Origin of the sequence: Micromonospora sp. C81 (assembly GCF_018070425.1) — a bacterium.
In the GTDB taxonomy this organism is placed as follows: domain Bacteria; phylum Actinomycetota; class Actinomycetes; order Mycobacteriales; family Micromonosporaceae; genus Micromonospora; species Micromonospora zamorensis.
In genome coordinates, this window is sequence record NZ_JAGPXS010000001.1 from 582,429 (window position 1) to 606,893 (window position 24,465).

Below are 24,465 nucleotides of genomic sequence, written 5' to 3' on the forward strand. Positions count from 1 at the left end.
CTCCGGTATCGGAGGTAAGGCATGAGCATGGAATTTACCGCGTGGACGTCTCTGCACCACGCGATGAACGCGCAGGAAGAACGACCACTGTCCCGTGTCACCCTGAAGCGCATCGTGGAGTTCGCGCGGCCGCACCGGGCCCTGATCGTCAGGTTCCTGCTGCTGAGCGTGGTGACGGCGGTCCTCACGGTGGCGGCACCCGTCCTCGCCGGACGGGTGGTGGAGGCCATCGTGGATGGCGCCGACAGCGGCGTCGTGATCCGGTTGGCGGTGCTGATCGCCGTGATCGCCCTGGCCGAAGCCGGCCTGGGTCTGGTGACGCGGTTCCATTCCGCCAGCATCGGTGAGGGGCTCATCGTCCAGCTGCGGACGGCCGTCTTCGACCACGTGCAGCGCATGCCGGTGGCGTTCTTCACCAGGACGCGCACCGGAGCGCTGGTCAGCCGCCTGAACAACGACGTGATCGGTGCGCAGCGGGCCTTCAGCGACACGCTGTCCGGGGTGGTCGGCAATGCGGTCACCCTGGCACTGACGCTGGCGGTGATGCTCAGCTTCTCGTGGCAGATCACGGTGCTGGCGCTCGTGCTGCTGCCCATCTTCGTTCTCCCGGCGCGTCGGATGGGTTCGAAGCTCGCCCAGTTGCAGCGTGAGGCGGCCGAGCACAACGCGGCCATGAGCACGCGGATGACGGAACGCTTCTCCGCGCCCGGCGCGACCCTGGTCAAGCTGTACGGGCGGCCGGCCGAGGAGTCGGCCGAGTTCGCGGCGCGGGCCCGTCGGGTGCGGGACGTCGGCATCCGTACCGCCATGCTCCAGTGGGTCTTCATCACCGCGCTCACCGTCGTCGGCTCGCTGGCGCTGGCCCTGGTCTACGGGCTGGGTGGTCTCTACGCACTCCGGGGCAGCCTGGATGCCGGCACCGTGGTCGCCCTCGCGCTGCTGCTGTCGCGCCTCTATGCGCCGTTGACCTCGCTGGCCAGCGCCCGGGTGGAGGTGATGAGCGCGCTGGTGAGCTTCGAGAGGGTGTTCGAGATCCTCGACATCAAGCCGCTGATCCTCGACCGGCCCGACGCCCGCCCGCTTCCCGACGGGCCGATCGCGGTGGAGTTCGACGACGTACGGTTCGGCTACCCTTCGGCGGACAAGGTGTCGCTCGCGTCTCTCGAAGATGTGGTGAAGCTCGATGCCCGCGGCGGCGAGGAAGTGCTGCACGGTGTGTCGTTCCGCGCCAAGGCAGGGCAGATGGTCGCCCTCGTCGGCTCCTCCGGGGCGGGCAAGTCGACGATCGCGCAGCTCGTCCCCCGCCTGTACGACGTCGAGGACGGCGCGGTGCGGCTCGCCGACGTCGACGTACGCGACCTGTCAGCCGAGTCGATCCGGACGGCGCTGGGCGTCGTCACCCAGGACGGGCATCTCTTCCACGAGAGCATCCGCGCCAACCTGGCGTTCGCTCAGCCGGACGCCACGGAGGACGAGATGTGGGAGGTGCTCCGGCGGGCCCGCCTCGACGACCTGATCCGCACACTTCCCGATGGGCTCGACACCGTCGTCGGTGAGCGCGGGTACCGGTTGTCGGGCGGGGAACGGCAACGGCTCACCATCGCGCGGCTGCTGCTGGCCCGTCCGCGCGTGGTCATCCTCGACGAGGCCACCGCGCATCTCGACTCCACCTCCGAGGCCGCGGTTCAGGAGGCTCTCGCCGAAGCCCTGACCGGCCGCACGAGCGTGGTCATCGCACACCGACTCTCCACCATCCGGGCGGCCGACCAGATCCTCGTCGTCGAAGACGGACGCATCGTCGAGCGTGGGCGACACGGCGACCTGCTCGACGCCGGCGGCCGGTATCAGGAGTTGTACCGCACCCAGTTCGACCAGGACCAGCCGACGGTGAAGGAGCAACGCGTCGCCATCTGAGGCACGCCTGCTCCACGACCAGCGCCGCCGCCCGCCCGGGGGATCCCCGTGACGGGCGGCGGCGCCGGACGGTCAGTCGTCGTCGTTGTCGTCGTTGTCGTCGTTGTCGTCGTCGTTGTCGTCGTCCTTGTCGTCGGCGTCATCGTCGCCGTCGACCGGCTCCTGCTCGGCCTTGACCACCGAACCGTTGTCCCGGTCGACGTCCACCTCGTGCTCGATGTCGCCAGCGACGATCTCGACGCTCCACACCGGTCGACCGTGCTCCTGCTCGGACTCGACCTCGACGATCTGACCGCCACCGGCCTTGGCGAGCGCGATCTCACCGGCACGCTTCTCGTCGACCGCGCTACCCGCCGGCGAGGTGCCAGCTGACGGCGTGCCGCTGGACGGCGTACCCGATGGGGTCTCGGCCGACGGCGTGCCGCTGGCCGACGGCGAACCGCTGGCCCCGGGCGCGTCCGTGGCCGTCGGCGCGACGGTCGCCGCGGCGAGCGTCGTGCCGCCGGTCCGCGAGTCGTTCGCGGCGTTGACGCCCAGCGCGATCCCGGCCACCGCCAGCACCGCCGAACCGCCGACCGTCGCCAGAAGCAGATTGGTGCGCTTCATGGTGGTGTCCACCTTTCCTCGGTTGTCGACTCCGAGGATCGGTCAAATCGGGATAGCAGCGCGCTGTCGGGACGCTAAGGCCAGGTTAAGGCGGTCGACGGACAAATCAACCGCGCCGGTTGAGTTCCGCTTCGAGCCGCTGGACGAGCGTCTTGCGGTCCTTGCTGGCACGCTCGTTGCGCAGTGCGGTCTTGAGCTGTCGCGTGTCGAGGCCCCGGACCAGCTTTGCCGCCTCGGCGACCGACATCTCGGTCATCCGGCCGGCCGTGGTGGCGTCTCGACGCGCTCGCTTGGCCGGGCCGGTGTTCGCGACGTACTGCCTGCCGGTGCGGGAGGCTTCGCGCTTCTTGGTGTCGGTCGCGCGCTTCTGGCTCTCCGACATCTCGTCCCAGGCCTTCTTGGGCAGGTAGCGGCTCGTCGTGTCGCCCTTGCGCGCCCGCGTGTCGCCCTCTTTCGTCTGCCACTTCTCGTTGCCCCAGCGCTGGAGCGACTTCTGCCGCTCGTCCTTTTCGCCGAGGAATCCCCCGCCGCGCTTCTTGTACTCCTGGGTGACCAGCTGCGACTTGCGCGCCGACCACTGTCCCGGCCGGCCGCCCTTGTCGGAGGACTTGATCTCTTCCTTGATCTGCTCTCTGAGCTCGGGTTTCGTGTACCGCGCCATGACTCGCAGCTACCCGGGACCGCAGCGGCTATGCCTGCCGCGGTGACGTCGGTGGTCCGAGCCGTAGCAGCACCTGTGCCCCGCCCCGCGGGCCGGTCCGCAACTCCAGGCGACCGCCGGCGGTCTGCGCGGCGCGGCGGGCGATGTCCAGGCCGAGGCCGGTCGAGCCGGCAGCGCTCGCGCCCCGGCGGACGGCGCCGGCCGGCATGCCCGGCCCCTCGTCGGCGACGCTCAGGACCACCTCCCCCGCGTCCGGGGCGAGCCGGACGGCGAACGGCGTTTCATCGGGGGTGTGCGCGAAGACGTTGCCGAGCAGAGCGTCCACGGCCGCCGCCAGGTCGTCGGCTGCCACACCGACCGGGAGAGGCCCAGGTGCCAGGTCGAGGGTGACGGCCCGGCCGGTGTCCTCGGCCAGCACAGACCAGAACGCGACCCGGTCGGCGACGATCGCCGCCGCGTCCGAGGCGGCCGGGCCCGCCGGTGAGTGCCGCCACCGGGCCTGCCGGATCAGCCCGGTGACCGCACGTTCGAGACCGTCGGCGGCGGCGGTGATCCGGGCCGCGTCCTCCGGGTCGCGCAGCGACTCCGCCTCCAGCCGCAACGCCGTCAGCGGTGTCCGCAACTGGTGGGACAGGTCGGCGACCTGCTCGCGTTCCTGGACGAGGAGCACCTGGATCCGGGTGGCGAGGTGGTTGAGCGCACCCGCGACCTCGCGCAGCTCGGGCGGGCCGGCCGGGGTGACCCGGGCGTCCAGCTCGGCGTTGGCGAGCCGGTGCGAGACGGCGGAGAGGTCGCTGATCGGCCGGACCAGGGTGCGTGCCAGCCGGTCGGCGACCAGCAGCCCGATCAGCACGAGGATCACGCCGAGCAGCGCGAGCACCAGCCAGGCCCGGGTGACCCCGGCGGTCAGTTCGTGCTGCGGCACCACGATCCGGATCACGCCGGTGCCGTCCGCCCGGCCCTGCACGGCGATGACCACCTCCCGGCCGGCCGCCGACTCCCCGGTGAGGCTCTGCCCGCGCGCGGCCAGGGCCACCGCCGGCGTACGGGGGGTCTGGGCGCCGAGCACCGTGCCGTCCGGCAGGAACACGCTCACCGGCCGCCCGGACTCCGCGGCGAGCTGCTCGACGGTGAGCCGGATGGTCGCCGCGTCGGCGGTGCCGACCACCGGCACGAGACTCTGCGCGTCGGCGGTGGCCCGAACGGTGGCCCGGTCCTCGGCGACAGTGCGGACCAGCAGCGCCAGCGGCACCAGGAAGGCGATGAGGGTCAGCACACTGACCGCGGCGACCAGCAACGCGAGCCGTGCCCTCACGGCTGCGCCGCCGGCGCTTCGAGACGCACCCCGACACCGCGCACGGTGTGCAGGTAGCGAGGCTGCTGGGCGTTCTCCCCCAACTTGCGACGCAACCAGGACAGGTGCACGTCGACGGTCTTGTCGGCACCCCCGTAGGGGATCTGCCAGACCTCGGTGAGCAGTTCACGTTTCGTGACCACCTGGCCGGGCCGGCCGGCGAGGTGGTGCAGCAGGTCGAACTCGCGCGGCGTCAGCTCGACCACCACCCCGTCCAGGGTGACCTGCCGGGACCGGGGATCGACGCGCAGCCCGCCGACGACGAGCGCCGGGTCCTGCGCGTCGGCACCGGAGGGCCCCCGCCGCAGCACCGCCCGGGCGCGAGCGTCGAGCTGCGCCGCCGTGAACGGCTTGACCAGGTAGTCGTCGGCACCGGCGTCGAGCACCCGTACGATCTCGGCCTCGTCGTCGCGCGCGGTGGCCACGATGACCGGCACCGAGCTGACCGCGCGCAGCATCCGCAGCAGCTCGCGTCCGTCCAGGTCGGGCAGGCCCAGGTCGAGTACGACGAGATCGGGACGGTCCTCCAGTGCGTCCCGGAGCCCGGCCATCGCGGTCGAGGCCGCGGCCACCGCATGGCCGCGTTCCCGCAGGGCACGGATCAGCGGGGTACGGATGGTCAGGTCGTCCTCGATGAGCAACAGGCGGGCCACAGCTGGCAGGCTAACCGCTACCGCTGTCAGCGAGGCGCACGTTAACCATGCCTTAGCGTCCGGATGTGCCAACGACAAGGACCGATCGGGGATAGTCAGAGCATGGGCCGTCGTTCGATTCTCGTCGCCGCCGGGTGGGTGGCCACCGTCGCCGTGGCGACCCTGATCGGGTTGGGCGCGATCCGGTTGGTGGGCGAGAGCCTCACCGGCACACCGGGTGGGGTGCGCAGCGAGGCCGAGATCGAACGGGCGCTCGCCTCGCCGGAGCCGGTGCCCACCGGCACGACGGGCACCGCCTCAGTCGGGCCGGGCACGGCCAGCCCCACGCCGAGCGCGAGCTCCGGGGTCCGCCGGGGGTTCGCCACCGACGGCGGCACGGCCGTGGCCGAGTGCGGTGCCGGTGGAGTGCGCCTCGTCTCCTGGGCGCCCGCGCAGGGCTACCGGGTCAGGGACGTGGACCGGGGCCCGGACGACGACGTCGAGGTCAAGTTTCGGGGGCCAACACGGGAGTACGAGTTGAAGGTGCGCTGCATCGGCTCGGAGCCGGTGGCCGTCGCCGACGACTGACGGCCCGGGAGCAGGTGAGGTGAGTGTCGCGGCGGTTCACCGGCTCTGCAGGGCGTCCACCAACCGCCTGAGCGTCGCGCGCGCATTCTCGAGATCGCTGAGGCTGAGGCCGGCTCGCTCTACGGCGTCCCGGCGGTCGGCGTCGGAGCGTTCCAGGAGGCCGGTGAGCGTGGCCAGCCCTGCCGTCGTGAGTGTCACCAGTGGCGCGCGGCGGTGATCGGGGTTGTCGTGCAACTCCACCATCCCGGCACGGGCCAGGTCGTCGACCACTCGCTGCACGCTCTGTCGAGCGAGGCCGAGTCTGCGCGCCGCGCTCGCGACGGTGCGGGCACCGTCGGAGAGCACGCTCATCACGTGCCATCGGGCGGCAGTTTGGCCCTCTTCTCGGGCGAGCTCCTCACTTGAGCGCCGGGACTCGCCTGCCAGTTCGTACACGTCTGCCACCAGCAGCCGATACGCGTCGACCCGGTCCTGTTTCCGTTCGGTCATCGGCAGCACCTTACCGCACGTTGACAGTCTACTACGGGAATGACAGCATGCTGTCATGATTCTTCGACTGTGGAGCGGGTGGACCGAACCCGCTCTCGCTGACGCCTACGATCGGCTGTTGACGCAGGACATCGCGCCCGCGATCCTCGCCCGGGGGGTGGCCGGGCTTCGGGAGCTTCGGGTTCTGCGTCGTTCCCCGCAGGAGCTGGACCCCACCGAGGGCAGCGAATTTCTCACCGCCATGACTTTCACGGACTTCGCCGCAGTGTCGGCCTTCACCGGCGGCGATCCGTCCGCCTCCGTTGTCCCGCCTGCCGCCCGCGATCTGCTCGGACGCTTCGATCGGCAGTCGCGGCACTATCTGACCCGAGCGGTGTTCCGCGCCGGTGATGGCCAGCCGCCAGGCGTCGGGTGAACACCCGACCACCTCACTGACCCAATGGCTGCTCGCGGTCGGCGTTCCGGCCGAGGGCGACCATCCGCAGGGTCTCCTCTCGCCGCCGCACCAGTAGCGCCCCGGCCAGGAAGGTCACCGGCGCGACGAGCACCAGCATCGCCCACTGAGCCGGCACCAGGGGGACGGTGTGTCCCATGTGCATGGTCGAGGTGACCCAACCGGCAAGGGCGCTGTCGATCACCAGGGCGAGGGCTGCCACGGGCAGCAGCATGACGACGATCCGTCGGCGTACCTCCGGAGTGAGCGTGGCCACCGCGATCACCATGGCCAACGCGGCAGCCGCCAGGCCCGCGACGTAGAGCCAGACAACCAGCTCACGGTATATGCAAGGACGACGAGCTGCATTGACGGACGTGGCCGGCACGAATCACCGTGCCGGCCACGTCAACGGTGGTGGTTCAGCTGGTGTAGGCCTCCACCTCCCAGAGCGAGTGGCCGTACCCGGTGCCCCGGGCGGTGCCGTTGATCCGCAGATAGCGGCCGTTGGCACCGAGCGCGGTGTGCTCGTCCACACCGCCGTCCGCGCCGGTCACCGTCTTCACCGTCGTCCAGGTGGTGCCGTCGTTAGAGGTCTGGATCTGGTACGCGCTGCTGTACGCCGTCTCCCAGCTCAGCTTGACCCGACCGATCGCGGTGGGACTGCCGAGGTCGACGCGGATCCACTGCGGGTCGGAGAACGTGCTCGACCAGCGGGTGGTGAGGCTGCCGTCCACCGCCTGGGCGCCGGACACGTCGGCCCCCTCGTTGCTGGAGGTCGACGTGGGTTTGTTGAGCAGCAGGTTGCCGCCGGTCGGGCCACCGGTGCCGCCGTACACCTCGAACTCGAACAGTGAGTAGCCCCAGGCGGTCCCCCGGGTGGTGCCCAGGAGTCGGACGTACCGGCCGGAGCCGCTGAGCCCGGTCAGGTCGTCCACCCCGCCGTCGCCGCCGGTCACCGTACGGATCGTGGTGAAGTTGACCCCGTCCGGCGAGGTCTGGATCTGGTAACCACTGCCGTACGCCGCCTCCCAGGTCAGCTTGACCCGGTTGAGCGAGTACGTGGCCCCAAGGTCCACGTCGATCCACTGCGGGTCACTGAAGGCGCTGCCCCACCGGGTTCCGGCCACGCCGTCGAACGCGTTGGCCGCGCCGTACGCGCCCTCGAAGCTGGACGCACGCGCCGGCTTGCCCCGGGCCAAGTTGGCGCCCGGCTCGGGGTCCGGGTCGGGGTCCGGGTCCGGCCCGGGACCGCCGGGGCTGGTGGAGAGCGTGAACTCGTCGATGTCGAACCACGGCCCAGCGCCCTTGAAGACCAGGAACAGGGTCCGGGTGCCGGTCGGGGCGGTGACCCCACCGGTGACCGTGGCGAAGTTGGCGTACCCACCGGTGGGGACCACGGTCGCCGAGCCGACCAGCGGCCCGGTGGGCGAGTCGACCCGCAGCTCCACCGTGCCGCCGCCACCGGCCGGTGCTCCGACCCGGGCGCTGAACGACTGGACGCCGGTCAGGTTGTAGGGGCGGAACGAGATCCAGTCGTTGTTGTCGATGTAACCGACCGCCGCGCCGCCGTGCCCCGCTGCCCCGGCGACGATCTGGACACCTGACGAGTCACCGAAGTGCTCGGCCTGGCGTACCCGTGGTTGCAGGACGGCCTGGGTGTGCGTGGTCAGCGGCGGCTGGCCCCCACCGCCCAGGTCGGTGTACTCGGCGTCGATGATGCCGAAGATGTTCGCCGCGGTGTCGTGCTCGCCGTCCGCCGAGGTCTGGATGACGCCGGAGCAGCCCTGCACGCTGCCGAGCTGGTGGCCGTGCGAGTCGTGGCCGAGGACGTAGTTCACCTTCACCCGGGCGCAGTTGATCGCACCGTCCTGGGCGTCGGTGACGGTGACCGAGAACGGCACGGCGTCCCCGAAGGCGAAGGTCTGCCCGTTCAACGGGGTGTTCACGGTGACCACCGGGGCGCTGTTGCCGACCGTGACCACCACGCTCGCGGTGGCCGTCTTGCCGGTGGTGTCCCGGACCGTCAACGTCGGGCTGCGGGTCCCGTTGGTGGTGTACGTGAAGCTCGGGTTGGCCGCTGTCGAGTCGGTGGTGCCGTTGTTGTCGAAGTCCCAGGCGTAGGTGAACGGGTCACCGTCCGGGTCGAGCGTGCCGGCCGAGGAGAAGGCCACGGTCAGCGGCGCGGTGCCGCTGGTCGGGGTGGCCGAGACCTTGGCGACGGGCGCTCGGCCCTCGCGGGCGTACTCGATGCGGTAGAGCGCCGAGTTGGCGTCGCCGTTGAACCAGCCGGTGCCGTAGTCGAGCACGTAGAGCGCGCCGTCCGGCCCGAACTCCATGTCCATGACCTGCGTGCCGGTCCACGGGAACGGGTTGATCTTCAGCGGTTGGCCGGACGCGTCGAGCTTGATGTTCTTGATCCAGCGGCGGCCGAACTCACCGGCGAAGTAGGTCCCGTCGTAGTACTCGGGGAACGCCACGGGCGAGGTGTTGTTTCGGTCGTACCGGTAGACCGGACCGCCCATCGGCGACAGGCCACCGCCGGTGAACTCGGGCGGCGAGCCGGAGCCGCCGTACGGCAGCCACGCCGAGACGGCCGGCGGCAGCTGGGTGATGCCGGTGTTGTTGGGCGAGTTGTTGACCGGCCCGCCGGCGCAGTTGAACTTCGGCCCGGACGGCCCGGACGGGAAGGTGTAGTCGTTGTACGCGTCGTTGCGGGCGGTGCAGTACGGCCAGCCGTAGAAGCCGGGCCGGTCGATCCGGGCGAACTCCACGTTGCCCGCCGGCCCCCGGTTCGGGTCGGCGGTGCCCGCGTCGGGACCGTAGTCACCGAGGTAGACGATGCCGGTGGCCTTGTCCACGCTCATCCGGAACGGGTTGCGGAAACCCATCGCGTAGACCTCCGGGCGGGTCCGCGCGGTGCCCGGGGCGAACATGTTGCCGGCCGGGATGGTGTAACCGCCGGCCGCGCTCGGCTTGATCCGGAGCACCTTGCCGCGCAGGTCGTTGCTGTTCGCCGAGGTGCGCTGCGCGTCGAACGCCGGGTTGCGCCCGGCCCGCTCGTCGATCGGGGTGAAGCCGGCCGAGTCGAACGGGTTGGTGTCGTCACCGGTGGACAGGTAGAGGTTGCCCGCCGCGTCGAAGTCCATGTCACCGCCGACGTGGCAGCACATGCCCCGGCTGGTCGGCACGTTGAGGATCAGCGTCTCGCTGGCCAGGTTGATGGTGTTGTCCGCGTTGACGGTGAACCGGGCGAGCCGGTTGACGCCTTCCCAGACGGCGAACTCGGCCGGCGTGCCGGTGGCCGGGGCGCCGCCACCGGGGGTGCTCAGTGGTGGGGCGAAGTAGGCGTACACCCAGCGGTTGGTGGCGAAGTTCGGGTCGGCCTTGATGCCCTGCAGACCCTCCTCGTCTCCGGTGTAGACCGGCAGGGTCGCGGCGATCTTGGTGTTGCCGGCGGCGTCGGTGTGCCGGATCACGCCGTTGCGGGAGGTGTGCAGCACGCCCCGGTCCGGCAGGACGGTCAGGCTCATCGGCTCACCGGTCTCGGCCGCGCCCTTGGCCAGCTCCACCTGCTGGAAGCTGCTGGTGACGGTGGAGCCACAGTCGGCGTCGACCTCCCCCGCCGCGGTCCTGATGCCACCGAGCAGGTGCTGACGGAAGCTCGCCTCGGTGTACGACGCGTCGGTGTGCCCCAGGCCCGTGTACCAGGCCCGGCCGCCGGAGTAGTTCTGGCACCAGGAGATCGGGTGGTCGGCGCCCATGCTCCCGCCGGTGTAGGTGCTCTCGTCCAGCGTGGCCAGCACGTGCACGTTGCCGCGGGGGTTGGTGCGGTAGTTGTACAGCTCGTCGAACCGGTTCCACCGCTGCGGCAACGTCGCGGTGGACGGGTGCACCTGGTCGGCGACCTTGACGGTGACGTTCTGCTCGGCGGGGTGCGAGGCGAAGTACGCCCCGACCAGCCCGCCGTACCAGGGCCAGTCGTACTCGGTGTCGGAGGCGGAGTGCACGCCGACGTAGCCGCCGCCGCCGGTGATGTAGCGCTCGAACGCGGCCTGCTGGGCGGCGTTGAGCACGTCGCCGGTGGTGGACAACCAGATCACCGCGGCGAACCGGTCGAGGTTGGCGTCGGTGAACTGGGCGGCGTCCTCGGTCGCCTCGACGGTGAAGCCGTTGGCGGCGCCGAGCTGCTGGATGGCGGTGATGCCCGGGGTGATTGATCCGTGCCGGAATCCGGCGGTCTTACTGAAGACCAGCACGGTGAACGGCGCGGCGCTGGCCGTGGGCGGCGCGGCGACGATGCCGCCGGCCACGAGGATCGTGCTCAGCGCGAGGCCGAGCCACGATCTCAGGGATCTGCGCACAGTGGGGTCCTTTCGCGGTGCGAGGGACGGCGTGCGCCGATCACGCCTGGCGGTGGTGGGACGAGACATGCGAATGCATCGTTGCGTCCGGATCACGGGCGCGTCAAGCACTCTCCCACCATCCGTGAGAGCGTTATCTCCGCAGGTCAGGGACGACCGTCGAGAGCTAGATCGAATAACGGTTTTCCGGCTGCGATCCGTGCGCGGAGGGCCCCCGAGGTGCGGTGGACGCGCTCGCGGCCCGACGCGTTCGGTAAATGACCGAAGCAGATCACAGCTGTTAGGCAAGCCTGGCCTATGCAAAATATCCCCGAAAGAGGTGACTGATGGGGATTTGTCCCGTCGGAGCCGGGTACTGGGATTGCCCGGCACCACCGACGGAAGCGAGATCGCTGATGACTGACATGCTGGAGATGCCGCGGGTTCACGAGTGCACCGTCACCGACTGCGGCTACAACCACGATGGCTGCCACGCGTTCGCCATCACCATCGGGCAGCAGAACGGGCACGAGAACGCCAACTGCGCCACGTTCATCGACACCTCGGCCAAGGGCGGGCTGGACCGGGTCATCGCCCAGGTCGGAGCCTGCAAGCGCAGCGACTGCCAACACAACGCCGAGTTGGAGTGCCACGCACCGTCCATCCGGGTCGGCCCGGGGCAGGACATCGCCGACTGCCAGACGTACCAACCGCGCTGAGCCCTGCGCGGACACCGATGGAGGCGGCCGAGACGGCCGCCCCCATCGCGCCTCAGATCACGCCAGGTACGACCGCCGCTCTCAGCGACCGCCCGCGACCAGCTCGGCGATCATTCCCTCGCAACTGCGGGCGACGACCTGCGCCCCGCGCCGCTGCGCCAGCGGAAGCAGTGGGTCCTCGGCCCGGTCCCGCCACCGCCACTGCGCGTCAGCGGCGACCTCCCAGAGCCGCTGCACGGTCGCCTCGTGCTCGACACCGAGCCGGGCGGCGAGGCCCACCCCGTTGCCCCCGACCAGTCGCTGCGCCTCGTCGGCCAGCTCCACGTCGAACCCGAGCCGGGTGTTGCGCAGCGCCACCAGCAGGCGCAGCTCCCGGAACTCGTGCGCACCGGCGAGGATCTGCTCGACCGCGCCGACCAGCTCGTCGGAACCCCGGGTGGGCTCGGCCCGCAGCAGCGTCTCCACCGCGGCCAGCGCGGACCGGGCCTTGAGCGTGTCTCGGCGATCGATGAAACAACGGGTCACCGACTCCCGCAGCTCGGTGAGGCCACTGCGCCGGATGAGTTCGGCGGAGAGCTTCACCCGACTGTCAAAGCCACTGCGGACCAGGGTGGCCGCCAGCCGGACACCGAAGATTCCGAACCGGTCCAGCAGCGCGCCGCGGACATCGGTCTCCAGCCGTACCGGCAGCTCGCCACGGAGGAAGCGCTCGGCGGAGATCAGGTGGGCGTCCAACTCCGCCCGGGGCACCGAGGCCAGCGTCGCGAGCGCCGCGAAGTCCGATTCGCCGAGCATCCGACCCGCCAGGCCGAGCATCCCGCTGCACGCCACCACGTTCACGCTGACTGCGCTCACCCGCGGATCGCGGTAGTGCCGCCGGGCGAGCTGACGCGCGCTGAGCAGACCGTCGATCCGACCTCCCCCGGTCTCGTCCGCCCGGGACAACACCATGATCACGTTGATCGGGGCGGCCTGCCCGACGGCGCCGTCCCGGCCCGCCTCCAGCATCCGCAGATCACTGTCGCGACCGTCACGGGTCAGGTACAACACCGCGTCCGAGTCCCGCAGCACCCGCTCCACCAACGGCATCCGGCCCTGCTCGACGTCGCCCGGGAGCGCCGGGGTGTCGATCAGCGTGACCTGCCGAAGCGCGCGCGTCGGCCACTGCACCACGATGTCGCGTACGTCCCCGGTGTCCCAGCCGAGATCCACCCGCAACCCGGTCGCCGACTTGACCACCGTCAGCTCCTGCGGGGGCTGACCGGCCGGGTAGGCGGTGGCACGCGGGGCAGGGCCGTCCTCGTACCAGGTGAACACACCGTCGGCCCTCTCGACCGGCGCGACCTCCTCGCCCATCAGCGCGTTGAGCACCGTCGACTTGCCGGACCGCCACGGCCCGGCGACAGCGATGCGCAGCGGTTGCTCCAACCGGGCCACCTGATTGCGCAACTGCCCCACGGCCCGGGGGTTGCCCTGATAGAGGTCGATGGCCTGGTGCAGCAACCCCCAGGCCGCCTCGTCCAGCCGCAGCCCCACTGTCATGTCTGCGGCTCCAACAGCAGGGGGGCCGAACGCGTGGCGGTCAACTGCTGGGCCTGCTCGTAGAGCGCGGCCAACCGGGTCATCTTCAGCCGGATCTCGCGCTGCCGCTGCTCGCGCAGGGAGGCGTCGGTGTCGGCCTCCTGCTTGGCGCTGCGGAACGACTGCACGATGGCCTCCTGAAGCTCCTCGGTCAGCCCCGTGAAGTGGTCACGCAGCATCCGCTGCACCTGCCGGACGGCGTCCCGGCAGTCCCGGGTGATCCGGACGAAGAAGTCGTCGACGTGGCGCTGGATCGCGGTCTTGACGGTCGCCTGGCGGCGTCGGAGCAACTGCTTGCTCTCGTCGCGGATGCTCTTGCCGCCGAAGAGCGCCCCGATGCCGACCGAGACCGGGTTGATCATCGGCATTCCGGCCAGGGTGGTCGCCAGGCCGAACATCAACATGCCGCCGTACGAGCCCTTCATGCCGGTGAACAGCTTCTGGCCGGTGGTGAACCTGTCGATCGTCGGCCGTTGCAACTCCGGCAGACGCCCGGCGATGTCGTCCGGCATGGACATGGACCAGGGTGGCAGGACGTCGTAGCCGTACCGGTTGAAGTTGGCGGCCACCCGGCGGGCGATCCAGTCGCAGCGCTGGATCAGCCACTCGTGGTTGGCCTCCGCCGCCTCGACCAGGCTCCGCTCCAACCAGTCCTGAAAGGTGTCCCAGGCGTCCAGCGGATCGGCGGTGTCGAACGCCTCGTCCACCGTGCGCAGGATCTGCCGGGTCCGGTCCCGAAGGTCGTACTCGATGTCGGAGAGCAGGTCGGCGATCTCGTCGTTGAGCGTGTTCTGCCAACGGGTGGAGCAGCGACGCAGCTCGTCGACCTCGCGCTGCGCGGCGTGCAGGCGGGAGATCGGCCCGGACTGCTCCTCGGCCTCCTGGGTCGCCAGCTCGGCGCGCAGCGGTGCGGCCAGCTGCTCCACCACCGTCCGGGCCACCGCCTGCACCGACGCCCGGGCCAGGTGGTCGGACTTGCCGGCCAGGTCCCGCTGTAGTCGGGCGATCAGCGCGGGGAAACCGGACTCGGCGTTGAGATCACGGTCGCCGGAGGCGGCGGCGCGCAGGCGTAGCGTCGCCGAGACCGGGATCAGCGCCGCCGGGACGCCGGCCTCGACGAGATGCTGCCGGTTGCGCTCGGCGACCGCACGCCAGTCCGCCACCAGATCGGTCTTGCTCTGCACCACGACCACGTTCGGGTGCGCGCGCATCACGTGCAGCAACATGTTCAGCTCGGCGACCGACAACTCCCGGGTGGAGTCCGAGACCAGCAGCACGGTGTCCGCGCGGGCGGGAGCCGCGACCGGGGCGGCACCGCCGACACCGGCGACCTCGTCGGTGCCCGGAGTGTCCACCAGCACCAGCCCGGCGCCGAGCAGGGCACGCGGCACCCCGATCTCGACGTACGCCGGACCGCCGCCCGCCCGACGCCCGATCATGCCGGCCACACCCGCGGCGACCTGGTTGAGCGCCACCGGGGTCCGCTCCACGGTCACCGTGGCGGCGCCGCCGACGGGACGACCCGATGCTGGTGGCGGGGCCTGAGCCACCGCGGCGGACGGGGCTTCGGCGTGCTGCACCACGGTCGGCAGGACTGTCGTGCGGCCGTCGCCCACCGGGCAGGCGGGGGCGTTGATGATCGCGTTGATCAGCTGGCTCTTGCCCTGGTTCGGCTCACCGATGACCAGGACCCGAAGCGTCGGGTCCAGCAGTTGGGCACGCTTCTGCCGCACCGTCTGGAGGAGGTCACCACGACCATGAGCACTGCACGTACGGGCGATCTCGTCCAGCACGTCCAACCAGATCCCGGCCATCACCGCACCAAGTGTGCGGATTTCGGCTCAATTATCAAGAGGGACCGGATGTGGAACCGGAGAGGGCCGGATCGCCCGAAGCGACCCGGCCTCCCGCTCCTACCGGAGATCCCTGTCAGAGCAGGCCGCCGGTGATACCCAGCAGGCCGTGGTCCGGCGAGGCGTGCGAGTCGCCCAGCACACCGTCGGTAGCGCCCCCGGTCACATCGCCGACCGCGCCGGTGACACCGGGAAGGAGGCTGTCCACCTGGTGCGTCACACCACCCACAGTGGACGGAACGTCGAGCGGCGGGACGACGCCACCGACAGCGCCGCCCGCGTGGCCCAGACCCAGCCCACCCAGGGTGTCGTCGACACCGAGGGAACCCACGACACCGTTGAGCTGACCGTGGGAGCCGGAGAGGACACCGCCGGTCAGGTCGCCGCCGAGCAGGCCCGGTTCGGTTGCGCCGAGGAGACCGCTCGGGTCGCCGGCCACGCCGGTGACGTTCCCCAGAACCGGGTCCGCGATGGCGTCCACCGGCTGCACCACGTCGGCGTCGAGGGTGTGCGCCACGTCGGAGACACCAGCCAGGTCGCTGTCCAACCCGTACGGACCGACGCCCAGGCCGATCCCCGGCAGCACGGTGATCCCGGCGGCGGCAGCCGACGGGTCGACCGCGATGGCGCCGAGCACACCGGCCTTGATGTCCACGCCGGTGGGAGAACTCGTGACGCTGATCTGCTGCGCCACGCTCTGCAACTGGCCCACCACGTCGGTGGTGTCGGTGACCAGCGGGTCGAACCCGAGCTGCCCCACGGCCGGCACCAGTGGGGTGAGGCCCTGCCCCGGCGCGTAGTCGACCACCAGCGGCACCACGTCCTGCACGTCCGCCGCGGTGATGTCGCTGAGCCCTGCGGCCCGCAACGCACCCTCGGGGTCGAGGTCGAAGGCCGACCGCGCGTCGGGGTTCGTCAACAGGTCGAGCACGAAGTCGTGGAGGGTCTGGTGCGAGTCCATGTGCCGGTTCTCCTCGGATCTGGCCGTCGGCAGGTGTCGTACATCGACAGTGACGCTATTGCCCGGCCCACCCCCGGGCATCGGGGCTCAGCCCGCATCCGGGCCGGTTGAACTAGGGGCTCCGCCGCCTCGTACGTTAGGGGGACAGGGGGAAACCGACCCGGCGAGATTAGGGTCCCGACCAGGGACTGATCTCTGGTACGAACGTAGGAGCCCGCGGGGTTCGCCGGGGGTGGGTCGTCGGCAGCACCGACGCCATCGCCATCGGCCGGCCAACTCACGGGGGGAGAAGAGACGATGCCGTACGTCCTGGGGATAGACATCGGAAGCACCAACACCGCCGCCGCGGTCGCACGGTCGCACGGCACGACCTGGACCCGCCCCGAGCCCGTCCCGCTGCAGGTCGGTTCCGCTCTCGTGCCGTCGGTGCTGTGCCTGTCCGAGGATGGCTCGCTGCACGTCGGCGAGCCCGCCACCGACGACGGCAGCCGCACCACACGCGACTTCGTGCACCGGATCGGCGATGACGTACCCCTGCTGCTCGGCGGCGAAACGTGCGCGCCGCAGACGCTCACCGCCGAACTGGCGGCGTGGGTGGTCGAGCGGGTCCACGCCCTGGAGGGCGGCCCGGCAGAGGCGATAGTGCTCAGCCACCCGGCGGGGTGGCGCCCCTACCGACGGGAGGTGCTGCACCGGGCGCTGTCCGGCTTCGGCCTGCGCAACGTGACGTTGCTTCCGCGCACGGTCACGGTCGCCGAGAGCCACGCGGCCCGCGGGTTCGCGGGCAGCACCGCTGTCGTCTACGCCCTGGGGGGCAACAGCTTCGAGGCTGCTCTCGTGCGTCGCACCCCGCGCGGCACCTACGAGACGTTCGGCACCCCACAGGGCCTTGACCCGATCGGCGGGGCCGACTTCGACGAGGCGCTGGCCGACCACACCCGTACCGCGCTGGCCCGGGAGTTGGCCACCAGCGCACGCCGCGGCACCCAGGCCGCGCTGCGCGGGCTGCGCGCCGAGTGTGACCGGGTCAAGCGGGTGCTGACCGTCGACCTGACGGCCGACGTGGTGCTGACCCTGCCGGGCGGCCCGGCGCGGATACCGGTGACCCGGGCCCAGTTCGAGGACATGATCCGCCCGACGGTGCAGGTCACCGTCGACCTCCTGCTGCGGGCCGTGCGCAGCGCCAACCTGACGCCGGGGCAGCTCGACGGTGTCCTGCTGGCGGGCGGGTCGACCCGCGTGCCACTCGTCACCGAGCTGATCAGCGCGGCCCTCCCGGTCCCCGTCGAGGTGGAACCGGACTCCCAGTTGACCGCCGCCACCGGTGCGGCGATGGCCGCGTGCCAGGTGGTGTCGCCGCGCCCCCGCCGACAGCCACCGGCCCGCGATCCATCCCCGGTCAGCGGTGCCGGTCGGGCCTCCGTCCCGGCCACCCGCCGCCCCCACCACGACACCACCGTCCCGGGCGATCCGCCACCGCGGCCCCCGGTCCGGGTCCTCCCACTGGACCTGCCGAAACCGTCCCGCCTGGCCTTGGCCCGCAGCCGGGGACGCGAAGGATGACCCCAATGATCATGAATGACATCGCCGAGACCGGGCTGACGCTGGACCGGGGGCCGCAGGTCCTGCTGGACACTGTCGGACAGGACCCGACCGGCCCGCTCAGCGTCGGCATCGCAGGCCCGGGCGGTCACGGGAAGACCGCGCTGCTCGCGGAGCTGGCGCGAGTCCATCAACGGGCCGGGATCACCGTGCGCACGACCGCCCCGGAGCCGGGCGAACCGGTCGACGCCGACACCCTGGTGCTGGTCGACGACGCGCACCTGCTCGACGACGCACGGATCGAGGTGCTGCTGGGTCTGGCCGCCACCCGTCGGCACCGACTGGTGGTCGCCCACCGCCCGTGGCCCCGGTCGGCGGCGCTCAGCGAGCTGGTCGACGCGCTCCGACGCGACGGGCAGGCCCTGCTCCTCACGCCGTTCACCCGGGAGCAGACCGCCGCCTACCTCGCCTCCACACCCGAGCTGGACAGCCGCGACGACCTGGTCGACTTCGTCCACACGCAGACCTGCGGCGTACCCCGGGATGTCGAGCGGCTGGCCCGCGGCCTGGCCGCCGCGGAGACCCCGACCGGCACGGTGGTCGACCCACCCCGGTCCGTCGTCGGCGAGTTCGGGCCGGACCTGGACGTCCAACCCGAAGCGGTACGACGGCTGCTGCTCGCCGTCGCGGCGGGCGGGACGCTGCCGGTGAGCATGCTCGGCGCCCTCCTGGGCCGGGAGCCGGCGGCGGTGGACGATCTGATCGCCACGACCAGGGCGGCCGGGCTGCTCGGTGCCGACGGCCGGCTCGCACCGATCGTCCGGCGGGCCGTCACGACGCTGAGCCCCACCACCGAGCGGACGGCGGTCTGGCGTCGGCTCACCGAGTTGCAGCTCGCCAGGGGTGGCGCGGTGCTGCCGTTGGTCCGGTCCCTGCTCGCGGTCGGCGCGCTCGGCGACTGCCCGGTCCCGACCCTGGCAGCGGCTGCGAACGAGGCTCTGGCCGACGAGCCGGCGTTCGCCGCCGACCTGTTCGCGGCCGCCACGGCGGCCGGACGGCCAGCAAGCGCCGAGCAGGCGCTCGCCGCCGCACTGGCCGGCAACCTCGACGACGCCCTACGGCTGGCGGACCGACTGCTGTCGACGGCCACTCCCCCCGATCGCCGCGAGGCGGCAGTGGTGGCCGCAACCGCCCTGGCGCACCGTGGGCACGTCGGTCGCAGCGTGGAGCTGTACCGGTGGTCGGGCACCGCGTCGGCGCTGGCGTTCGCCACCGTGGGCGGGTTCGCCACCGGCGACCTGAGCGCCGCCGCCGAGCCGCCGGCCGGTGATCCCGGCGGCGAGCCCCCGACCCTGCACGCCAGCGCTGCCCGGCTGATGGCCACCGGCGTCCGCGACAGCGTGACCGGCTCACCGACCGCCGCGCTCTCCGCGCTCGTGCAGGCCGCCGCGCTGCTGGAGCCGGACGGACGCGCGGCACTCCTACCGGACAGCCCGGCGGCGCTCGCCGCGCTGACGGCCGTGCACTGCGGCGAACTGGAGATCGCCGAGCAGGTGCTGCACCGTGCCCTGGCCGCCGGTGTCGGCGGCCCCCTGATGGCTCGTCGCCACCGGTTGTTGCAGGCCTGGATCCTGATGGTCCGGGGCGAGACGCACGCCGCGGCCGAACGTCTCGCCACGGTGACCCTCGACGGGCGGCCGTTGGAGTCGCGCGACCTGCTCTTCGCCGCCGCGATCCGGATGGGCGTCAGCCGGCGCAACAGCGACCTCGGTGCGCTCAAGCGCGGGTGGGGGCAGGCGCTGGAGGCGGTGGTCCGGCACCCCGTCGACCTGTTCACGCTGTTGCCACTGGGTGAGCTGGCCATCGCGGGCGCACGGCTCGGTGACCTGGCCCGCCTGGAGCCGTACCTGCTCCAGGGACGCGCCCTGCTGGGCCGCCTCGGCAATCCACCACTGTGGAGTGTCCCGCTGCACTGGAGCGGGCTGCACGCCGCCATCCTGACCGCCGAGCCGGCAGTCGCCGACGAACATGTCGCCGCGCTGCTCGCCGCCGCCGGTCACAGCCGGTACGCCGCAGTGGTCGCCGCCGCCGCGGAGAGCTGGGTGGAGGTGTTGCGGGGCGTCGTCGACCCGACCCGGGTGGAGGCCGCCGCCCGAGGGCTGCACGACACCGGACTGTGCTGGGACGGTGCTCGCCTCGCCGGTCAGGCCGCGATCCGCACCGCGGACCGGCGGGCGATGACCACCCTGCTGGAGTGCGCCCGCGCGCTCCAGGGGCGGCCACCCGGCGGCCACGGCGGGCAGACACCGACGACCGGCGCGAGCCCAGCGCGCGCGGCCGGCCCCACCCAGCAGGGGCTCAGCGACCGCGAGTACGAGGTCGCCGAGCTGGTGCTGGCCGGGTTGACCTACCGGGAGATCGGCGACCGGCTCTTCATCTCGGCGAAGACGGTGGAACACCACGTGGCGCGGATGCGCCACCGACTCAACTGTGCCAACCGCACCGAGCTGCTAGCCCTGCTGCGCACCATCGTCGCTGACCGGGCCAGCGACACGGCCGGACAGCCGTGGCCACAGCGGGCGACCCGATGAGGCACCCACGCGGCGGACGCCTCCGCACCGGGCGGGGCCGACCGTGACGCACGACGAGGTGCGACTGATCCGGGTCAGGCTGGTCGTGCTGTGCGCCGTCCTCGTCTCGCTCTGGTCCTACGCCGCCTACGTGGCCGGCCAGGACGCGGCCGACCTGCTGCGCGTGCGCGCCCTGGCGGACACCCTGGGCCAGCCCGCCGACCGGCTGATCCTGGGCCTGCAGGCCGAACGTCGGCTCACCGCCGAGCGGGTCGCCGCAGCCGCGCCGACGGCGCCCACGCTGGTCGCGGCGCGCGAGGGCACCGACCGGGCGGCCGCCGAGGTCCGCGCGTTCACCGAGGGCCGTGGCCTTCGACTGCTCAGCGCCGGTGACGTCCGCGACCGGGCCGGCGAGCTGGTCCGCCGGCTCGACGGCCTGGGCACGATCCGGTCCCAGGTGGACGCCGGGAGTCTCGACCTGGCCGAGGCCGTCGACGCGTACGACCAGGTCGTCGACGTCGCCTTCCGGGTGTACGGCCCGGAGTGGGGCGCGTACGAGAGCGCTCTGGCCGCCGACACCCGGGCGGTGATCGCGGTGGCCCGTGCCCGGGAGCTGCTCGCCCGGGAGGACACACTGGTCAGCGCGGCCCTGACCGGCGCTCGGCTCGGTGCCGACGAGCGGAGCCGGCTGATCGAGCTCGTCGGCGGCCAGCGGTACGCGCGCACCGAGGCGGCGGCAGGGCTGCCCGTGGACGGCCGCAGTGAGCACCAGCGCCTCGTGACCGGCCCCGACTTCGCGGGTCTGCTCGCCCTGGAGGCCCGACTGCTCGCGGCCGACACGGCGCTGACCGGGATCACCGTCCAGGCCTGGCGGGCCGCGGCGGACGCCGCCCTGGGCGCACTGCAGACGCTGGTGACGACCACCGCCCGCAGCAGTGCCGAGCGGGCCGCGCCGGGCGCCGCGGTGGCCGTCGCGCGTACCGGCGCCGTGGTGGGGCTCGGCCTCATCGTCGTGCTCGTGCTCCTGCTGGGTTGGGTGAGCACCGTCCGACGCCTGACCGAGGACCGGACCGGTTCGGACCACGACGCTCCGGCTCCGGCCGGTGATGCCACGGCGACGCCCGACGGCGCCAACCAGGAGTTGTTCCTGCGGCTCACCCGACGCAACCAGGTCCTGCTGCGCGATCAGCTCGGCCTGCTGGACGGGATGCAACGCCGGGAGCGGTCCGCCGAGGAGACAAACGAGCTGTTCCAGCTCGACCATCTCACCACCCGGATCCGACGAAACGTGGAGAAGCTGATCACGCTCGCCGGCGCGAGACCCGCCCGCCGCTGGCGACGGCCCGTGCCGCTGCTCGACGTGACGCGCGGCGCGGTCGCCGAGGTGCCGGACTACCACCGGGTCCTGATCGCGCCGCACTGGCCCTGGTCGCTCGCGGGCAACGCCGTCACGGACGTCGTCCACCTGCTGTCGGAGCTGATCGAGAACGCCCTCGCCTTCTCCGCTGCGGACACCACCGTACGGGTCAGGGGCGAGCACCGACCGCAGGGTTGCGCGGTCCTGGTCGTCGACGACGGGCCGGGTCTGGACACGTCCGCGCTGGCCGAGGCGAACCACCTGCTCGGCAACCCGCCACCGGACGGCCCACCTCCGGGTTCCGCGGGTCTGTACGCGGCCGCCGTCCTGGCCGGCCGATGCGGCGCACAGGTCTCGTTGCACCCGAGCCGGCGCGGTGGGACGGCCGCCACAGTGCTCCTACCGGCCGGGCTGGTCACACCGAACGTCACCGGCCGTGGAGCGGCCACCGCGCCACCCGGCACCCCCCACCCGCCGGCCCGCGACGCCGCCGACCCCTCCACCCCGAACGGCGACGGCGAGCTGCCGACGCGGACACGCCACACCGGACCGACCGGCCCGGAACCCGGCAGGACCAGCCTCGACACCGTCGAGTTCCCGGTCGCTAGAGCAACAAGGAGACACCCATGACGTCCGCAGTGGTCACCGACGACGACCTGACCGGCGCCCTGGACCGCCTGGTCGACCGAGTGCACGGCGCGGAGTTCGCCGTGGTGCTCTCCCCCGACGGGCTGTTCCTCGGCGGTTCCCAACAGGTCAAGGGCGAGCTCGCCGAGCAGCTCTCCGGCGTGGTCGCCGGTCTGATCGCGTTGGGGCTGGCCGCCACCCGGATCTGCGAAGCGGGCGGTCTGCGTCAGGTCGTGGTGCAGATGGCGCGAGCGTTCCTGTTCGTCGCCACCATTCCGAACGGCACCATCCTCACCGTGCGGATCGCCGGTGACGACGTCAAGGTCGGCGACATGGCGTACGAGGTGGCGCTCTTCGTCGGGCAGGCCGAGCGGCACCTGCCGATCCGTCTCGGGCCCGCCTCCTCGGCGACGATCGGGGATCCTGGTGCGCAGCACCGGCAGCGCTGACGAGGCGTGGTACGACGACGACGCCGGCCCGGTGGCCCGGCCGTACACGATGACCGGGGGGCGCACCGCGCCCACGGGCGACAAGTTCGACCTGATCTCACTGGTCGTCGCTCGCCGGGGGGTCACGCCGCCCACACCGCTCTTTCCCGAACAGGCGCGGATCGTCGAGCTGTGCCACGATCCGGTGTCGGTGGCCGAGGTGGGTGCCGAGCTGGACCTTCCACTGGGGACGGTGCGGGTGCTGCTCGGTGACCTGCTCACGGCCGGGCTGATCGAGACGCATGACCCGCCGATGCTGTCGGAGGTGCCGAACGAGGATCTGCTCAAGGCGATACTCGTCGGGCTCCGCGCCCTGTGACGGGGCAGATGCCATCCGCGATCCGCACGGATCGCGGGCGCGCATCCGGCGACGAACTGAAGGGGAGACAGGCAGTGCCGGCAACACCACCCCAGCCACGCCGTACCGTGGCGATCATCCTGCTGGACCGGATCGTGGCCTTCGGCACGACCGCGCGGCGGGTGCTCACCGGACGGGACGACGTCTCGCGGGCCACCTGTGTGGCCGTGGTCGCGGCGTTCGGGGTGCTGGTCGCGACGGCCGTCTCCGTCATCGGGTTGCTGCGTACGCCGGAGAAGCTGACGCCGGTGACCCTCGACGCGCCACCGTCCGTCGAGCAGGTGGGCACTCCATCGACCGGCACTCCCCGGGCGCAGGCACGGCCGGCGGCCAGCAGCCCGGCGGCGCCCGCTCCCCCACCGCCCGCGTCGGCCACCGCCGTCCCGACGACCGCAGGTGCGTCGACCCGGCCCACACCGACCGGTGCGACGGCTTCGCCCACCCCGACTCCCCTGAACGCCGACTTCGCCATCGCGGACAACGCCCTGCTCAGTTACGGTGCGGCCGTGACGATCAGCAACCCCGGGTCGGTGCCGGTGCCGCAGTGGACGTTGACCGTCACCCTGCCTCGGGAGTCGCTGCGGGTCAGCGCGGTCGAGGGCGCGCGGGTCAGCCGGGACGGTGCGGTGTGGACGTTCGTGCCGGACGGAAGCGCCGGTCAGGTGCCCGGCAGCACCTCGGTCCGGGTGACGTTCCGGGTCAACGGTTCACCGGCGGGTGCCGCCCCCGAGGCCTGCGCCATCGACGGGGCCGCCTGCACCGGCCTGCCGCACTGACCAGGTCGAGTCAGCGGGTCGAGTGCGGTACACCCGGCGTTCCGGCGACAGCCGGAAGCGCGGGCGCCAACGCCGCCAGGATGCACAGGCCGCCGATGGGGAGCAGGTTGAGCGTTACCGCCGGCGCCACGATGCCGACGACCAGCAGCGGAACGCTCCACCACGGCAGCCGCCGTCTGGCCACGAGCATGCCGGCGAGCACGACCAGGCCGAGGAAGAAGAACTGGGGTACGACGTCGTAGAAGGCCACCTCGATACCGGGGATGTCCTTGAAGTCCGCGCCGAGAGCCGACATCTCCGCACGGTCCGCGGCAAGGAGCCCTTCGACGATGTCGGCGCCGAACTGCACCATGGTCGCGGCCAGCCCGACCATGGTGAGGGCCACCACCCCGGTACGCCATGGGCTGCGGGGCAGCAGGCCGGCCAGGGCGAGCACGGCAGGGACGAAGCACACCATGCCCGCGAGGCCGACGAGATGCGCGGCCTGCCAGTCGAGCCCGGGGCCGTACACCCCGTCGGACCTACCCCACAGGCGTACGAGGCCGTAGGCCGCGATGCCGACCGGTCCGGCGATCACGAAGAGCGCAGCGCGTTTCATGCCAGCCATCATCTG

21 protein-coding genes are annotated in these 24,465 nt (G+C 71.9%); 10 read left to right on the forward strand and 11 right to left on the reverse strand.

What is annotated here, in order from left to right; all coding sequences use genetic code 11:
* Positions 1 to 21 precede the first annotated feature (21 nt).
* On the forward strand, positions 22 to 1,914 hold the full coding sequence (locus tag KBX46_RS02715) for an ABC transporter ATP-binding protein (protein ID WP_210790440.1): 1,893 nt from the start codon (positions 22 to 24) through the stop codon (positions 1,912 to 1,914).
* Between the two features lie 72 nt (positions 1,915 to 1,986).
* Here KBX46_RS02715 and KBX46_RS02720 read toward each other — a convergent pair whose 3' ends face one another.
* The 4 genes from KBX46_RS02720 to KBX46_RS02735 form a co-directional block, all read right to left on the reverse strand.
* The gene (locus tag KBX46_RS02720) at positions 1,987 to 2,520 is read right to left on the reverse strand and encodes a PepSY domain-containing protein (protein ID WP_210790459.1); all 534 of its coding nucleotides are present in this window, start codon (positions 2,518 to 2,520) and stop codon (positions 1,987 to 1,989) included.
* 106 nt (positions 2,521 to 2,626) lie between these two features.
* Positions 2,627 to 3,181 (reverse strand): DUF5872 domain-containing protein, encoded by a 555-nt coding sequence (locus KBX46_RS02725; RefSeq protein WP_088948790.1) that lies wholly within the window; start codon positions 3,179 to 3,181, stop codon positions 2,627 to 2,629.
* Between the two features lie 28 nt (positions 3,182 to 3,209).
* Positions 3,210 to 4,496: a HAMP domain-containing sensor histidine kinase gene (locus KBX46_RS02730; RefSeq protein ID WP_210790461.1), complete on the reverse strand. Its 1,287-nt coding sequence runs from the start codon at positions 4,494 to 4,496 to the stop codon at positions 3,210 to 3,212.
* A complete protein-coding gene (locus KBX46_RS02735; RefSeq protein ID WP_210790463.1) occupies positions 4,493 to 5,188 on the reverse strand; it encodes a response regulator transcription factor in 696 nt (231 codons plus the stop codon). The genes KBX46_RS02730 and KBX46_RS02735 overlap by 4 nt, the downstream gene beginning before the upstream one ends.
* A 102-nt stretch (positions 5,189 to 5,290) precedes the next feature.
* On the opposite strand from KBX46_RS02735, the gene KBX46_RS02740 reads away from it, so the two are divergent.
* Positions 5,291 to 5,755, forward strand: coding sequence for a septum formation initiator (locus KBX46_RS02740; protein ID WP_088948793.1), 465 nt, complete (start codon positions 5,291 to 5,293; stop codon positions 5,753 to 5,755).
* Positions 5,756 to 5,791: 36 nt separating this feature from the next.
* On the opposite strand, the gene KBX46_RS02745 is transcribed toward KBX46_RS02740, so the two are convergent.
* Positions 5,792 to 6,244 (reverse strand): MarR family winged helix-turn-helix transcriptional regulator, encoded by a 453-nt coding sequence (locus KBX46_RS02745; RefSeq protein WP_210790465.1) that lies wholly within the window; start codon positions 6,242 to 6,244, stop codon positions 5,792 to 5,794.
* Positions 6,245 to 6,362: 118 nt separating this feature from the next.
* Between KBX46_RS02745 and KBX46_RS02750 the strand changes: the two genes are divergently transcribed.
* Positions 6,363 to 6,659, forward strand: coding sequence for a hypothetical protein (locus tag KBX46_RS02750; RefSeq protein ID WP_210790468.1), 297 nt, complete (start codon positions 6,363 to 6,365; stop codon positions 6,657 to 6,659).
* A 13-nt stretch (positions 6,660 to 6,672) separates the two neighbouring features.
* On the opposite strand, the gene KBX46_RS02755 is transcribed toward KBX46_RS02750, so the two are convergent.
* Positions 6,673 to 6,954 (reverse strand): hypothetical protein, encoded by a 282-nt coding sequence (locus KBX46_RS02755; RefSeq protein ID WP_210790471.1) that lies wholly within the window; start codon positions 6,952 to 6,954, stop codon positions 6,673 to 6,675.
* A gap of 145 nt (positions 6,955 to 7,099) precedes the next feature.
* A complete protein-coding gene (locus KBX46_RS02760; protein WP_210790474.1) occupies positions 7,100 to 11,041 on the reverse strand; it encodes a ThuA domain-containing protein in 3,942 nt (1,313 codons plus the stop codon).
* Between the two features lie 395 nt (positions 11,042 to 11,436).
* Here KBX46_RS02760 and KBX46_RS02765 point away from each other — a divergent pair, with 395 nt between their 5' ends.
* Positions 11,437 to 11,739: a DUF1540 domain-containing protein gene (locus KBX46_RS02765; RefSeq protein ID WP_210790477.1), complete on the forward strand. Its 303-nt coding sequence runs from the start codon at positions 11,437 to 11,439 to the stop codon at positions 11,737 to 11,739.
* Between the two features lie 81 nt (positions 11,740 to 11,820).
* On the opposite strand, the gene KBX46_RS02770 is transcribed toward KBX46_RS02765, so the two are convergent.
* The 3 genes from KBX46_RS02770 to KBX46_RS02780 form a co-directional block, all read right to left on the reverse strand.
* Entirely contained in the window at positions 11,821 to 13,281 is a 1,461-nt protein-coding gene (locus KBX46_RS02770; protein WP_210790480.1) for a hypothetical protein, read from the reverse strand.
* Positions 13,278 to 15,134: a dynamin family protein gene (locus KBX46_RS02775; RefSeq protein ID WP_210790838.1), complete on the reverse strand. Its 1,857-nt coding sequence runs from the start codon at positions 15,132 to 15,134 to the stop codon at positions 13,278 to 13,280. The genes KBX46_RS02770 and KBX46_RS02775 overlap by 4 nt, the downstream gene beginning before the upstream one ends.
* 115 nt (positions 15,135 to 15,249) lie before the next feature.
* On the reverse strand, positions 15,250 to 16,134 hold the full coding sequence (locus KBX46_RS02780; protein WP_210790483.1) for an IniB N-terminal domain-containing protein: 885 nt from the start codon (positions 16,132 to 16,134) through the stop codon (positions 15,250 to 15,252).
* Positions 16,135 to 16,431: 297 nt separating this feature from the next.
* Between KBX46_RS02780 and KBX46_RS02785 the strand changes: the two genes are divergently transcribed.
* The 6 genes from KBX46_RS02785 to KBX46_RS02810 all read left to right on the forward strand — a co-directional run bounded on the left by KBX46_RS02785 (position 16,432) and on the right by KBX46_RS02810 (position 23,852).
* Entirely contained in the window at positions 16,432 to 17,697 is a 1,266-nt protein-coding gene (locus KBX46_RS02785) for an Hsp70 family protein (RefSeq protein ID WP_210790486.1), read from the forward strand.
* Between the two features lie 5 nt (positions 17,698 to 17,702).
* The gene (locus tag KBX46_RS02790) at positions 17,703 to 20,267 is read left to right on the forward strand and encodes a LuxR family transcriptional regulator (protein WP_210790489.1); all 2,565 of its coding nucleotides are present in this window, start codon (positions 17,703 to 17,705) and stop codon (positions 20,265 to 20,267) included.
* A gap of 43 nt (positions 20,268 to 20,310) precedes the next feature.
* Positions 20,311 to 22,233, forward strand: coding sequence for a nitrate- and nitrite sensing domain-containing protein (locus tag KBX46_RS02795; protein ID WP_210790492.1), 1,923 nt, complete (start codon positions 20,311 to 20,313; stop codon positions 22,231 to 22,233).
* Positions 22,230 to 22,679, forward strand: a complete 450-nt coding sequence (locus KBX46_RS02800; protein ID WP_210790495.1) for a roadblock/LC7 domain-containing protein — start codon at positions 22,230 to 22,232, stop codon at positions 22,677 to 22,679. Before KBX46_RS02795 ends, KBX46_RS02800 begins: the two co-directional genes overlap by 4 nt.
* Entirely contained in the window at positions 22,657 to 23,037 is a 381-nt protein-coding gene (locus tag KBX46_RS02805; protein ID WP_099854725.1) for a DUF742 domain-containing protein, read from the forward strand. Before KBX46_RS02800 ends, KBX46_RS02805 begins: the two co-directional genes overlap by 23 nt.
* A 74-nt stretch (positions 23,038 to 23,111) precedes the next feature.
* The gene (locus KBX46_RS02810; protein ID WP_210790498.1) at positions 23,112 to 23,852 is read left to right on the forward strand and encodes a cellulose binding domain-containing protein; all 741 of its coding nucleotides are present in this window, start codon (positions 23,112 to 23,114) and stop codon (positions 23,850 to 23,852) included.
* A gap of 10 nt (positions 23,853 to 23,862) precedes the next feature.
* Here the strand turns inward: KBX46_RS02810 and KBX46_RS02815 are convergent, their stop codons facing one another.
* Positions 23,863 to 24,450 (reverse strand): hypothetical protein, encoded by a 588-nt coding sequence (locus KBX46_RS02815; RefSeq protein ID WP_210790501.1) that lies wholly within the window; start codon positions 24,448 to 24,450, stop codon positions 23,863 to 23,865.
* Positions 24,451 to 24,465: the final 15 nt, after the last annotated feature.